The organism is Streptomyces sp. NPDC058373, assembly GCF_042723275.1.
GTDB lineage: Bacteria > Actinomycetota > Actinomycetes > Streptomycetales > Streptomycetaceae > Streptomyces.
This window is the reverse complement of the sequence record NZ_JBHXJE010000038.1, coordinates 1-13092: the sequence shown is the minus strand read 5'-3', so window position 1 is coordinate 13092 and position 13092 is coordinate 1. Positions and strand designations below refer to the sequence as shown.

Annotated in this window: 10 protein-coding genes; 5 read left to right on the top strand and 5 right to left on the bottom strand. The window is 72.7% G+C overall.

Annotation, left to right across the window (positions count from 1 at the left end; all coding sequences use genetic code 11):
- The first annotated feature begins 170 nt into the window (after positions 1 to 170).
- Positions 171 to 386 (top strand): DUF397 domain-containing protein, encoded by a 216-nt coding sequence (locus tag ACFWMZ_RS20785; RefSeq protein ID WP_383203302.1) that lies wholly within the window; start codon positions 171 to 173, stop codon positions 384 to 386.
- A gap of 75 nt (positions 387 to 461) precedes the next feature.
- On the opposite strand, the gene mshD is transcribed toward ACFWMZ_RS20785, so the two are convergent.
- The gene (gene mshD, locus ACFWMZ_RS20780) at positions 462 to 1385 is read right to left on the bottom strand and encodes a mycothiol synthase (protein WP_383203299.1); all 924 of its coding nucleotides are present in this window, start codon (positions 1383 to 1385) and stop codon (positions 462 to 464) included.
- Between the two features lie 175 nt (positions 1386 to 1560).
- Here mshD and ACFWMZ_RS20775 point away from each other — a divergent pair, with 175 nt between their 5' ends.
- The gene (locus ACFWMZ_RS20775) at positions 1561 to 3390 is read left to right on the top strand and encodes a bifunctional metallophosphatase/5'-nucleotidase (RefSeq protein ID WP_383203296.1); all 1830 of its coding nucleotides are present in this window, start codon (positions 1561 to 1563) and stop codon (positions 3388 to 3390) included.
- A 62-nt stretch (positions 3391 to 3452) separates the two neighbouring features.
- Here ACFWMZ_RS20775 and araD read toward each other — a convergent pair whose 3' ends face one another.
- The 4 genes from araD to ACFWMZ_RS20755 form a co-directional block, all read right to left on the bottom strand.
- Positions 3453 to 4181, bottom strand: coding sequence for an L-ribulose-5-phosphate 4-epimerase AraD (araD, locus tag ACFWMZ_RS20770; protein ID WP_383203293.1), 729 nt, complete (start codon positions 4179 to 4181; stop codon positions 3453 to 3455).
- A 35-nt stretch (positions 4182 to 4216) separates the two neighbouring features.
- A complete protein-coding gene (gene araA, locus ACFWMZ_RS20765; RefSeq protein ID WP_383203290.1) occupies positions 4217 to 5725 on the bottom strand; it encodes an L-arabinose isomerase in 1509 nt (502 codons plus the stop codon).
- Positions 5726 to 5785: 60 nt separating this feature from the next.
- Positions 5786 to 7504 carry a ribulokinase gene (araB, locus tag ACFWMZ_RS20760; RefSeq protein WP_383180392.1) on the bottom strand — a complete coding sequence of 573 codons (1719 nt, stop codon included), beginning with the start codon at positions 7502 to 7504 and terminating at the stop codon, positions 5786 to 5788.
- Between the two features lie 275 nt (positions 7505 to 7779).
- Complete coding sequence (locus ACFWMZ_RS20755; protein ID WP_383180395.1) at positions 7780 to 8823, bottom strand: LacI family DNA-binding transcriptional regulator; 1044 nt, start codon at positions 8821 to 8823, stop codon at positions 7780 to 7782.
- 260 nt (positions 8824 to 9083) lie between these two features.
- Between ACFWMZ_RS20755 and chvE the strand changes: the two genes are divergently transcribed.
- The 3 genes from chvE to mmsB are packed head-to-tail and all read left to right on the top strand — an operon-like array spanning position 9084 to position 13053.
- A complete protein-coding gene (gene chvE, locus ACFWMZ_RS20750; protein WP_383180398.1) occupies positions 9084 to 10196 on the top strand; it encodes a multiple monosaccharide ABC transporter substrate-binding protein in 1113 nt (370 codons plus the stop codon).
- The gene (gene mmsA, locus ACFWMZ_RS20745) at positions 10193 to 11818 is read left to right on the top strand and encodes a multiple monosaccharide ABC transporter ATP-binding protein (protein ID WP_383203287.1); all 1626 of its coding nucleotides are present in this window, start codon (positions 10193 to 10195) and stop codon (positions 11816 to 11818) included. The genes chvE and mmsA overlap by 4 nt, the downstream gene beginning before the upstream one ends.
- Positions 11815 to 13053, top strand: coding sequence for a multiple monosaccharide ABC transporter permease (gene mmsB, locus ACFWMZ_RS20740; RefSeq protein ID WP_383180404.1), 1239 nt, complete (start codon positions 11815 to 11817; stop codon positions 13051 to 13053). Before mmsA ends, mmsB begins: the two co-directional genes overlap by 4 nt.
- The last annotated feature ends 39 nt before the right edge of the window (positions 13054 to 13092 follow it).

Sequence of the window (13092 nt, the reverse complement as noted above, 5' to 3'; positions counted from 1 at the left end):
TTCGCGACGGCGTGTCGTTCGCCTACGTCGAGAGCTTGCCTCCGGGGCGGCGGTGGACACCCCGGCTGAGGTGCTGGAGCTGACGAGGCTTTTGGACATCGCCCGATCGAAGGCGCTCGACAGCCGGGAGAGCCTGGCCATGTTCGGTAAGTACCTGGAAGAGTATGGAGATGACCGCGACTAATAAGACCCCGCCTTCCCTCACCTGGGTGAAGAGCAGCTACAGCGATGGCCAGGGTGCCGAATGCGTCGAGTGGGCCCCGCAGCCCGCCACCCTCACCGGCGAGGTCCTGGTCCGCGACAGCAAGGCCCCGCACGGCCCGCACCTGACCCTCACCGCCGAGGGTTTCGCCGGGCTGGTGTCGCTCGCGAAGGCCTGTGGCTGACGCGGTGCGGAAAAGCCCCGCCTCGTCTCCGGTCCGGAGCGTGGCGGGGCCCCCGTACACGGAAGCGCCCCGGGCTCAGCTCTCCGTGCGGTACATCAGGTCCGTCTCGTACGTCGTGAACCCGAGCCGCTCATAGACGCTCACCGCCGCCTCGTTGTCCGCGTCGACGTAGAGCATCGCCGTCGGCAGGCCCTCGGAGGCCAGGTGGGCGAGGCCCGTCGTGGTGAGGGCCTTGCCGAGGCCGCCGCCCTGGGCGCCGGGGGCGACACCGACCACGTAGACCTCGCCCAGCTGCTCCTCGGCGTGGACCTTGGTCCAGTGGAAGCCGACCAGCTCGCCGTCGCGCTCCGCGAGGAAGAAGCCCTTCGGGTCGAACCACGGCTCGGCCAGCCGGTCGTCCAGGTCGCGCTGGGTGAGGGAGCCCTGCTCCGGGTGGTGGGCGAAGGCGGCCGAGTTGACGGCGAGCCAGGCCGCGTCGTCCTCGCCCGGGACGAAGGTGCGGACGGTGACGCCCTCCGGGTACGCCGACTCGTGCAGCGGCGGCACCGAGAGCGGGCGGCGCATCTGGCGCAGCTCGCGGAAGAGGCTCAGCCCCAGCACGATCGCCAGGTGCCGGGCGGCGGGGTGCCCGCCGTGCGCCCAGATCCGCAGCGGGCCGCCGGCCGCCTCCAGCAGGGCGGTGCCGAGCGCCCGGCCGTGGCCCCGGTTCCGGTGCGCGGGGTGCACGACCAGCTCACCGGCGGGCGGCTCCACCGGATCGGCGCCCTCCAGCTGGGCGTACCCGGCGAGCTGCCCGTCGGCGGTCAGCAGCAGGTGGCGTACGCCCTCGCGGCGGCCGCCGCGCAGCTGGAGGCGGCCCTGCTCGGAGACGGCCTGCTGCCCGTCCTCGGCGGCCGCGTCGGCCAGCAGGGCCCGCACCGAGGCGGCCTGGTCCTCGGTGAGCTCGGCGGCGGTGTGGATCTGGCGGGACGGCACGGAGGCCGGAGCGTCGCTGGTCATGGTCACGAGGGTACGGCGGGCAGGGCCCGGGGCCGCTGCAATCGGGGGCGTAACGGGCGCCCGGGGTGGCGCGCCGCCCGACGGCAACCTGGCCGTAACCGCAACCCCCTGTCGCGCTACGCGCGTTGACCCTAGGCTGCGCCTCGTATCCGAGTCCACTCCCTCAGGGGGACGCATGTCAGCCACACCCCGCACGAGACGCCGCACCTGGCGCCTGGTGACCGGTACCGTCTCGCTGGCCGCTGTCGGCGCGCTGGTCGCCGCGATGCCGGCCGGGGCCCACGGGAAGCCCGGCCACGGCGGCGGCCACGACCACGGCGAGCCGGGCCACGGCCACGGCCGCACCGTCGACGTACAGCTCCTCTCCTTCAACGACCTGCACGGCAACCTCGAACCCCCGGCCGGCTCCTCCGGCCAGGTCACCGAGACCCAGCCGGACGGCTCGACCAAGGCGATCGACGCGGGCGGCGCCGAGTACCTGGCCACCTCGCTGCGCACCGCGCGCAAGGGCAACCCGTACAGCGTCACCGCCGCCGCCGGTGACATGGTCGGCGCCAGCCCGCTGCTCTCGGGGCTCTTCCACGACGAGCCCACCGTCGAGGCGCTCAACAAGATGAAGCTCGACGTCACGGGCGTCGGCAACCACGAGTTCGACGAGGGCCGCGCCGAGCTGGACCGCCTCCAGAAGGGCGGCTGCCACCCCGAGGACGGCTGCTACACCGACGGCCGCAAGTTCGAGGGCGCCGACTTCCCCTACCTCGCCGCCAACGTCACGGACGAGAAGACCGGCAAGCCGATCCTCAAGCCGTACACGGTGTGGAAGAAGAACGGCGTCGAGATCGGCTTCATCGGCGTCACCCTGGAGGGCACGCCGGACATCGTCTCGGCCGAGGGCGTCAAGGGGCTGAGGTTCCACGACGAGATCGAGACCGTCAACAAGTACGCCCGCGAACTCGACCGCAAGGGCGTCAAGTCGATCGTCGCGCTGATCCACGAGGGCGGCGCCCCCGCCTCCACCTCGTACAACTACGACTGCGACTCGCCGGGCGCGGGCGACGGCGTCTCCGGCCCGATCGTCGACATCGCCAAGGGCATCACCCCGAAGGTCGACGCCCTGGTCACCGGCCACACCCACGAGGCGTACGCCTGCACCATCCCGGACCCGGCGGGCAAGCCGCGCACGGTCACCTCGGCCTCGTCCTTCGGCAAGCTCTACACCGACACCACGCTGACGTACGACCGGAAGACCAGGGACATCGTCCGCACCAGCGTCTCCTCGGCCAACCACGTCGTCACCCGGACCCAGCCGAAGGCGAAGGACATCACCCGGCTGATCTCCGACTGGAACGAGCTGGCCGCGCCCATCGCCGCCCAGCCCGTCGGCCACATCTCCGGCGACCTCCCCGGCCGGGGCGCCACCACCCCCGAGTCGCCGCTCGGCGACGTCATCGCCGACGCCCAGCTGGCCCACGCCCAGTCCCTGGACGACACGGCGGTCCTCGCGCTGATGAACCCCGGAGGCGTCCGCTCCGACCTGGTGTACGCGGCCTCCGGCGACGAGGGCGACGGGGTGGTGACCTACGGCGAGGCGTTCACCGTCCAGCCGTTCAGCAACACCGTCAACCTCGTCACGCTCACCGGCGAACAGCTCGTCACCGCGCTGCAGCAGCAGGTCAGCGGCGGCAACGAGGCCTCCCCGAAGATCCTCCAGGTGTCGGAGGGGCTGACCTACACCCTCGACCTCACCAAGGCGGGCGCCGACCGCGTCGTCGCGGACACCATCCGCCTGAACGGCGAGCCGATCGACCCGGCCGCCTCCTACCGCGTCGCGATGAACTCCTTCCTCGCGGGCGGCGGCGACGGCTTCGCGGCCCTCGGCGAGGGCACCGACCCCCTCGTCGGCAGCGACGACCTGGCCGCCTTCAACGACTATCTGACGGCCACCACCTCGGCCGACAACCCCCTGGACCCGCCGAAGGCGGACCGGATCACGGTCGTGGAGTAAGGCCCGTGAGCGAGTGAGGGGCGCCCCCGGCAGGGCCGGGGGCGCCCCTCGTCCATGTCCGCTCAGGCCGCGCCCGGCCCCGGGTTCCCGTAGTACGCGCCCGGCCCGTGCTTGCGCGTGTAGTGCCGGTCGAGGAGGTGCTGCGGGGGCTCGGCGCGGCCCAGCGCCAGGGTGTGCAGCGCCATCTCGGCGACCGCCTCCAGGACCACGGCGTGCTCCAGCGAGGCCGTGGCGGTGGCGCCCCAGGTGAACGGCCCGTGGTGGGCGACGAGGGCGCCCGGCACCTCCTGGGCGCGGGCGTCGTCCCCGCCGAGCAGGTCCACCACCACCTGCCCGGTGTGGAACTCGTAGTCGCGGGCGCACTGCTCCGGCGTCAGCACCTCCGTCACCGGGACCGGCCCGTCGAAGGTGTCGGCGTGGGTGGTGCCGAGCACCGGTACCGGGCGCCTGGCCTGGGCGAAGGCCACCGCGTGCGTCGAGTGGGTGTGGGTGACGCCGCCGACCGACGGGAAGGCCCGGTAGAGGCAGCGATGCGTCTCGGTGTCGGTGGACGGGCGCAGCTCACCCTCCACGACCCGGCCGTCCTCCAGCGCCACCACGACCAGGTCGTCCTCGGTCAGCCGCTCGTACGGCACCCCCGACGGCTTGATCACGAAGACGCCCGCCTCACGGTCGACGCCGCTGACGTTGCCCCAGGTGAGGGTGGCCAGGCCGGTGGCGGGGATGCGCAGGTTGGCCCGGTGCACCTCGCGGCGGAGCGCGGCGGAGACGGACCGGCGGGGCGTGCTCATACGGGGACTCCGTCCGGGAGGCGGGGCAGTGGCCGTCACAGCGGGAGCGCCAGGCGGTGGTACGCCTGGTTCCAGCGCAGTTCGCGGACGAACGTGCGGATACGGGTGCCGGCGTCGATGACCGCCAACTCCGTCCGCACCATCTCGGCCAGGTCCTCGACGGCCTCGGCGCCGAGCGCGGTGGTGAGCACGGTGTGGTGCGGGGCGCCCGCCGTCAGCCACGCCTCGGTGGAGGTCCGCAGATCCGGGGCGGGGCGCCAGACGGCGCGGGCCACCGGGAGCGCGGGCAGCGGCTCGGGCGGGGCGACCACCTCGATCTCGTTGGCGACCAGGCGGAAGCGGTCGCCCAGGTCGGCGAGGCCGACGACGAGGGCGGCGCCGGGGTCCGCGTCGAAGACCAGCCGGACCGGGTCCTCCCGGCCGCCGATGCTCAGCGGATGGATCTCGCAGGACGGCCGGGCGGCGGTGAGCGAGGGGCAGACCTCCAGCATGTGCGCGCCGAGGATGAGTTCGCGGCCCGGCGTCAGGTCGTAGGTGTAGTCCTCCATGAAGGAGGTGCCGCCCGGCAGCCCCTCGCCCATCACCTTCAGGGTGCGCAGCAGCACCGAGGTCTTCCAGTCGCCCTCGCCGCCGAAGCCGTAGCCGTCGGCCATCAGCCGCTGCACGGCGAGGCCCGGGAGCTGGCGCAGTCCGCCCAGGTCCTCGAAGTTGGTGGTGAAGGCGCGGAAGCCGCCCTCGGTGAGGAAGGCGCGCAGCCCCGCCTCGATCCGGGCCGCGTACCGCAGGGCGTCGTGGCGGGGCGCGCCCGGGCGCAGGTCGTCGGCGAGGGTGTAGAGGTCGCCGTACTCCTCGGTGAGCAGGTCGACGGCGGCCTCGTCGGCTCCGTCGACGGCGGCGGCCAGGTCGTTGACGGCGTAGGTGTTGACCGAGACGCCGAACCGGCGCTGCGCCTCGACCTTGTCGCCCTCGGTCACCGCGACGTCCCGCATGTTGTCGCCGAACCGGGCCAGCCGCAGCGTCGCCAGTTCGGCGCGGCCGGCCGCCGCGCGGGCCCAGGACTCGACGCGGGCGCCTACGACCGGGTCCAGGACGTGCCCGGCGACGGTCTTCCGGGCGACCCCGAGCCGGGTCTGCACGTGCCCGAACTCCCGGTCGCCGTGGGCGGCCTGGTTGAGGTTCATGAAGTCCATGTCGATGGTGGCCCAGGGGAGCGTCTGGTTGGCCTGGGTGTGCAGGTGGAGCAGGGGCTTGCGCAGGGCGTCGAGGCCGGAGATCCACATCTTGGCCGGGGAGAAGGTGTGCATCCAGGCGATCAGCCCCGCGCACCGGTCGTCGGCCTCCGCGTCCAGGCAGATCCGGCGGATGGCGGCGGCGTCGGCGAGGACCGGCTTCCAGACCAGGCGGGCGGGGAGCGAGGTGCGCTCGGCGAGGGTCGAGCAGATCTCGCGGGACTGCGCGGTGACCTGGGCGAGGGTCTCCTCGCCGTAGAGGGCCTGGCTGCCGGTGAGGAACCAGATCTCGGGCGCGGGCGGTGCGGGCGTCATGACGGTGTGCTCCTCGGGCGGGCGGGCGGGACGGTGGCGGGGCGGGCGCGTGCCGGTGGCTCAGGCGGTGGAGCCGGGGCGGGGGGCGGTGCGCGCGGCGTTGCGGACGCGGCGCAGACGGTGCAGGAGGAGGTCCGGACCGGTCCCGAAGTGGTCGTGGAGGGCGCGGTACTCGGCGAAGAGCGCGTCGTAGGCGTCGGCCCGGCCCGGGTCGGGCAGGTAGGCGTCCCGCTGGACGCTGCCCATGGCGGCGGCGGCCGCGCGGACGTCCGGGTGGGCCCCGGCGGCGACGGCGGCGTGGATGGCGGAGCCCAGCGCCGGGCCCTGGTCGGATCCGGCGAGCGAGACGGGGCGGCGCAGCACGTCGGCGTGGACCTGCATGAGCAGGGGGTTCTTCTTCAGCCCGCCCGCCACGATGAACTCCTCGACCGGGACACCGCCCTTCTCGAACGCCTCCACGATGACCCGGGTGCCGTACGCGGTCGCCTCCAGCAGCGCCCGGTAGACGTCCTCGGGGCGGGTGTCCAGGGTCAGGCCCGCGAGGACGCCGGAGAGGTGGTGGTCGACCAGGGTGGAGCGGTTGCCGTTCATCCAGTCCAGGGCCACCAGCCCGTGGGCGCCGACCGGCTGGCCGGCCGCCAGACGGGTCAGGTACGCGTGCGCGTCCTCCCCGGCCGCCTCGGCCTCCGCCCGGTACTCGTCCGGCAGCCCCTGCCGCAGCCACCAGGCGAAGATGTCGCCGACGGCGCTCTGCCCGGCCTCGTAGCCGTACGCGCCCGCGACGATGCCGCCGTCGACCACGCCGCAGATCCCCGGCACCTCCGCCAGTGCCGGGCCGCTGAGGACATGGCAGGTCGAGGTGCCCATGATGGCGAGCAGGCGGCCGTTCTCCACGGCACCGGCGGCGGGGGCGGTGACATGGGCGTCGACGTTCCCGACGGCGACCGCGGTGCCCTCGGGCAGCCCCGTCCAGGCGGCGGCCTCGGCGGTCAGGCCGCCCGCGTGGCCGCCCAGCGCGGAGAGCGGGTGGGCGAGCCGGGTGGCGGGGAAGTCGGCGAAGTCCGGGTGCAGCCCGGCGAGGAAGTCGGCGGCGGGGTAGCTGCCGTCCTGGTGGATGCCCTTGTACCCGGCGGTGCAGGCGTTGCGCGACTCGGCGCCGGTCAGCTGCCAGACGATCCAGTCGGCCGCCTCGATCCACCGCGCGCAGGCCGCGTAGACCTCCGGGTCCTCCTCCAGCACCTGGAGCGCCTTCGCGTACTGCCACTCGGCCGAGATCCGCCCCCCGTACCGCGCGATCCACGGCTCGCCCCGCTCATGGGCGAGTGCGTTGAGCCGGTCCGCCTGGTCCTGGGCGGCGTGGTGCTTCCAGAGCTTGGGCCACGCGTGCGGCCGTCCCGCCCACGCGGGCAGCAGGGCGAGCGGGGTGCCGTCGCCGGTGGCCGGCAGCACCGTGCAGGCCGTGAAGTCCGTTCCCACGCCGATGACGTGGCCCGGGTCGACCCCGGCCGCGGCGACGGCTTCGGGCACGGCGGTACGCAGGACGTCCCGCCAGTCCTCGGGGTGCTGCAGCGCCCAGTCCGGCGGGAGCTCGGCCCCGCCCGCGGGCAGCCGCCGGTCGATCACCCCGTGCCGGTACTCGTGCACGGCCGTCCCCAGCTCCGCCCCGTCCCGCACCCGGACGACCACGGCCCGCCCGGAGAGGGTCCCGAAGTCGACGCCGACCGTACAGGCGTCGGGAGGGTGCTGACCGGACGCGTCGACAGGCACGGGTGTGCTCACGGTGACGGCCTCCTGGGAATGTCGCGAGGGCAACGGCGTTCGTACCGGCACGATTGTTAGCGCTCACATGTCGAGGCGGCAAGGGGGTGCGGCAACCTTTCGCCCTCCAGCCCGTCCGGCGTTTGAGGGCACCCCAGCTGTGGCGTGCCGGCACTCAAAGGCATCCCCAGCCCGTCCGGCGCTTGAGGACACCCCAGCCGACGCGTGCCGGCACCCAAGGACAAGCCCAGCCCGTCCGGCGCCCAAGGACACCCCCAGCCCGACCGGCCCCGAGGTCAGACCTCGCCGCCCCCCCTGCTGCTGGCCCGCACGATGAGCTGCGGGGCGACGAGCAGATGCTCGGCCCCCGCCCCGCGCCCCTCGATGTGGTCGATCAGCAGCCGGATGCTCCGCCTCCCGATGGAGGCGAAGTCCTGCCGCACAGTGGTCAGCGGCGGCGGGAAGAACTCCGCCTCGGGAATGTCGTCGAACCCGGCGACGGCGACCCGCTCCGGCGTCCGCACCCCGGCCTCCCGCAGCGCCCGCAGCACCCCGAGCGCCATCTGGTCGTTGGCGACGAAGACCGCGGTGACCCCCGGCCCCTGGCCGGAGAGGACGTGCCCGGCCAACTCCTGCCCGGCCCGGTAGCCGGAGAGCGGGCTCCAGTCGCCCTGGAGCGCGGGCGGCGGCTCGATGCCGCGTTCGCGCAGCACCGCGCGCCACCCGGCGGTGCGGGCCTCGCTCTCCGACCAGCCGTCGGGTCCCGCCACGTGCCAGACGGTGGAGTGCCCGGCGGCCAGCAGGTGTTCGGTGACCATGCGGGCGCCCCGCTCCTGGTCGAGCGAGACGGCCGGCAGGCCGAGCTGGTCGCCGCCCTCGACGCTGACCACGGGGAACGGCGCGTCCAGGCGGGCCAGCGCCCGGCCCGTGGTCCGCTGCGGGGTGAGGGCGACGACGCCCTCCACGCCCCAGGAGGAGAGGTGGTCGACGGCGTCCTTGAGGCCCTGCCCGCCGTCGCCGCGCAGGGTCACCGTGGAGACGAGGTAGCCCTCGTCGCGGGCGGCCTCGTGGAGCCCGGCCATGGTGCTGGCGGGCCCGTAGAGCGTGGTGTTGACCGCGATCACGCCCAGGGTGCGGGTGCGGCGGGTGACCAGGGCGCGGGCGGCCGGGTTGCGGCGGTAGCCGAGGCGGTCCACAACCGCGGTGACCTGTGCGCGGGTGGCGGGGCGTACGTGCGGGTGGCCGCTGAGGACCCGGGAGACCGTCTGGTGCGAGACCCCCGCCTCGCGGGCCACGTCGGCCATGGTCGGGGGACGGGAGACTTCCGCGGACCGGGCCACGCGGGCCTCCCCTCTCGTCGGATCTCTCGGATCCTGTCGAATTCGCGCCGGATCGCGCGGGAACCCGCCGGACCGCGACTCTGTGCCAATGCCGAAAAAGCCTATCCCCCATCTTGTATCACCACTGTGTGAGCGCTAACAATCGTGCCCTGCCGGGAATGACGACGTCCCGGTGCAGACCCGGCGTGCGCGGCGGTCCCGGCGTGCCCGCGCCCGCATCCCCGCCCACCGACCCGATCACGGGATTGCCAGGGAGAACCATGACGAAGGCCCGAGCCGCCACCACCGCCGCAGCGGCGACCGCCTGCTGCGCCCTCCTCCTGACCGCGTGCGGCCAGGACAGTACGGGCGGCAGCAAGGAGGGGAAGGGGAAGAACGAGCAGACCATCGGGGTGGCCATGCCCACCAAGTCGTCCGAGCGCTGGATCGCCGACGGCCGGAACATGACCAAGATCCTGGAGAAGGCGGGCTACCGCACCACCCTCCAGTACGGCGAGGACGACCCCGACCAGCAGGTCGCCCAGATCGAGAACATGATCACGCAGGGCGTGGACGCCCTGGTCGTCGCCGCCATCAACGGCGAGGCGCTCTCCAACGTCCTCCAGCAGGCGGCCGACGCCGACATCCCCGTCATCTCCTACGACCGCCTCATCCTCGGCTCCCCGCACGTCGACTACTACGCCTCCTTCGACAACGAGAAGGTCGGCCGCCTCCAGGGCGAGTACCTGGTGGAGAAGCTGGGGCTGGACGAGAAGGGCGGGGAGAAGGGCCCGTACAACATCGAGCTGTTCGCCGGGTCCAACGACGACAACAACACCCGCTACTTCTTCAACGGCGCGATGGAGGTCCTCAAGCCGTACTTCGACAAGAAGCAGCTGGTCGTCCGCTCCAAGCAGACCAGGCTCAACCAGATCACCACGTTGCGCTGGGACGGCGGCACCGCCCAGAAGCGGATGGACGACCTGCTGACCTCGGCCTACTCCAAGGAGCGGGTGGACGCGGTGCTCTCGCCGTACGACGGCATCTCCATCGGCATCCTCTCCGCGCTGAAGTCGGACGACTACGGGTCCAAGGCGAAGCCGCTGCCCGTCGTCACCGGGCAGGACGCGGAGGTCTCCTCGGTGAAGTCGATCATCGCCGGTGAGCAGACCCAGACCGTGTACAAGGACACCCGCGAACTGGCCAAGGTGGCGGCCGAGATGGTCGGCGCCCTGCTCGACGGCGGCAAGCCGGAGATCAACGACGACAAGACGTACGACAACGGCGAGAAGGTCGTCCCGGCCCACCTCCTGGAGCCGGTCAGCGTCGACAAGTCCAACTACCAGGAGGTCCTGGTCGACTCGGGCTACCTCGAAGCCAAGGACCTGCGATGACCGCCGACCCGGCGGGGCCCGGCACAGGGGCCGGTCCCGGGACGCTCCTGGAGATGCGTTCCATCGTGAAGCGCTTCACCGGCGTCACCGCCCTCGCCGACGTCACGCTCTCCGTCCGGCGCGGCGAGATCCACGCCCTGTGCGGGGAGAACGGCGCGGGCAAGTCCACCCTGATGAAGGTCCTCTCCGGCGTGCACCCGTACGGGAGCTACGAGGGCGAGGTGCTCTTCGAGGGCGAGGAGTGCCGGTTCAAGGACATCCGGGCCAGCGAGCGGCGCGGGATCGTCATCATCCACCAGGAGCTGGCCCTCGTCCCGCACCTGTCGATCGCCGAGAACATCTTCCTCGGCAACGAGCCCTCCCGGCGCGGGGTGGTCGACTGGGACAAGGCGCTCAGCGGGGCCGCCCGCCTGCTGCGGCGGGTCGGCCTGGACGAGCACCCGCGGACCAGGGTGAGCGACATCGGCGTCGGCAAGCAGCAGCTGGTGGAGATCGCCAAGGCGCTGGCGAAGGATGTCCGGCTGCTGATCCTGGACGAGCCGACGGCGGCGCTCAACGACGAGGACAGCGCTCAACTACTGCGGCTGATGGAGGAGTTGCAGGAGCAGGGCATCACCTCGATCATCATCTCGCACAAGCTCAACGAGATATCCGAGGTCGCCGACTCGGTGACGGTCCTGCGCGACGGCCGCTCCGTGGAGACCCTCGACGTGCACGCCCCGGAGACCACCGAGGAACGCGTCATCCGCGGCATGGTCGGCCGCGACCTCGGCAGCCGCTTCCCCGAACGCACCCCGTACGAGGGGCCGCGCGACGGCGAACCGGCGCTGGAGATCCGCGACTGGACCGTCCGCCATCCCGTCGACCACCACCGACGGGTCGTCGACGGCGTCTCCCTCTCGGTCCGCCGCGGCGAGATCGTCGGTCTCGCCGGTCTGATGGGCGCGGGCCGCACCGAACTGGCGATGAGCGTCTTCGGCCGCAGTTACGGCCGGTACGAGCGCGGCGCCGTCCTGAAGGACGGCCGCGAGATCCGCACCCGGACGGTGCCGGAGGCGGTCGGCCGCGGCCTCGCCTACGTCACCGAGGACCGCAAGCGGTACGGCCTCGACCTCGGCGACACCGTCGCCCGCAACATCTCGCTCAGTTCGCTGCGGCGGCTCGCCCGGGGCGGCGTCGTGGACGCGCACCGCGAACGCCAGGTCGCCGAGGAGTACCGGCGGGTCATGAACATCAAGACCCCGGACGTCCTCGAACAGGTGGGCCGCCTCTCCGGCGGCAACCAGCAGAAGATCGTGCTGAGCAAGTGGATCCTCGCCGGACCCGACGTGCTGATCCTCGACGAGCCCACCCGCGGCGTCGACGTCGGCGCCAAGTTCGAGATCTACGGGGTGATCGACCGGCTCGCGGCCGAGGGCAAGGCGATCCTGATGATCTCCTCCGAGCTGCCCGAACTCCTCGGCATGTGCGACCGGGTCTACACCATGGCCGCCGGCCGGCTCACCGGCGAGGTGGACCGCGCCGACGCCTCCCAGGAAGTCCTCATGCGCCACATGACGCGCGACCCGTCCGCCCCCGCCGCCGCCTCCGGCACCGATCCCAGTGAAGGGCACCACCGATGAGCAGCGAAGTGACCACCAAGCCCGAGGCGCCGGCGGGTGCCCCGGGGCGCGGAGCGGGCCGGGGCCTGGGCCGGATGCTCCTGGACGCCGTCCGGCAGAACTCCCGCCAGTACGGCATGCTGTTCGCGCTCGGGCTGATCGTCGTCCTCTTCCAGATCTGGACCGGCGGCGACCTCCTGCTGCCGCGCAACGTCTCCAACCTGGTCCTCCAGAACAGCTACATCCTGATCCTCGCCATCGGCATGATGATCGTCATCATCGCGGGCCACATCGACCTCTCGGTCGGCTCGCTGACGGCGCTGGTCGGCGCCGTCGCGGCGGTCCTCATGGTGCAGCAGCAGATCCCGTGGCCGGTCGCGGTCGCGATCACGCTGCTGATGGGCGCGGCCGCGGGAGCCCTGCAGGGCTTCTTCATCGCGTACATCGGCATTCCGTCGTTCATCGTGACGCTGGCCGGGATGCTGCTCTTCCGGGGGCTGACGGAGATCTTCCTCGACGGGCAGACCATGGGCCCGTTCCCGTCCGGGCTCCAGAAGGCGGCCAACGGCTTCCTGCCCGAGGTCGGCCCGGCCACCAACTACCACAACCTGACGCTCCTGCTCGGCCTCGTGCTGATCGCCTTCGTCGTGGTCCAGGAGGTCCGCGACCGGCGCCGCCAGCGGGAGTTCTCCCTCCAGGAGGTCCCGCCGACCCTCTTCGCCCTCAAACTGGCCGCCCTGGTCGCGGTCATCCTCGTCGCCACCCTGCTGCTCGCCAGCTACAAGGGCGCCCCCGTGGTCCTGCTGATCCTCGCCGCCCTCCTCGTCGGCTTCGGCTACGTGATGCGCAACGCGGTGGCGGGCCGCCACGTCTACGCGATCGGCGGCAACCTCGGCGCCGCCAAGCTCTCCGGCGTCAAGGACAAGCGGGTCACCTTCGCCGTCTTCCTCAACATGGGCGTCCTCGCCGCCCTCGCGGGCCTCGTCTTCGCCGCCCGGTTCAACGCCGCCTCCCCGAAGGCGGGCATCAACTTCGAACTGGAGGCGATCGCCGCCGCGTTTATCGGCGGCGCCTCGATGAGCGGCGGCGTCGGCACCGTCCTCGGCGCCATCATCGGCGGCCTGGTCCTCGGCGTCCTCAACAACGGCATGAACCTCGTCGGCGTCGGCACCGACTGGCAGCAGGTCATCAAGGGCCTGGTGCTGCTGGCCGCCGTCGGCTTCGACGTCTGGAACAAGCGCCGGGCGGGCGGCTGACCGGCCCGCTTACCGTGGCTCCGGCGCGCGGTCCCGCCG

Coding starts and splice junctions, on each gene's coding strand:
- mmsB (WP_383180404.1), top strand. CDS start 11,815: ATGAGCAGCGAAGTGACCACCAAGCCCGAGGCGCCGGCGGGTGCCCCG.
- chvE (WP_383180398.1), top strand. CDS start 9,084: ATGACGAAGGCCCGAGCCGCCACCACCGCCGCAGCGGCGACCGCCTGC.
- mshD (WP_383203299.1), bottom strand. CDS start 1,385: ATGACCAGCGACGCTCCGGCCTCCGTGCCGTCCCGCCAGATCCACACC.
- ACFWMZ_RS20785 (WP_383203302.1), top strand. CDS start 171: ATGACCGCGACTAATAAGACCCCGCCTTCCCTCACCTGGGTGAAGAGC.
- araD (WP_383203293.1), bottom strand. CDS start 4,181: ATGAGCACGCCCCGCCGGTCCGTCTCCGCCGCGCTCCGCCGCGAGGTG.
- araA (WP_383203290.1), bottom strand. CDS start 5,725: ATGACGCCCGCACCGCCCGCGCCCGAGATCTGGTTCCTCACCGGCAGC.
- ACFWMZ_RS20775 (WP_383203296.1), top strand. CDS start 1,561: ATGTCAGCCACACCCCGCACGAGACGCCGCACCTGGCGCCTGGTGACC.
- mmsA (WP_383203287.1), top strand. CDS start 10,193: ATGACCGCCGACCCGGCGGGGCCCGGCACAGGGGCCGGTCCCGGGACG.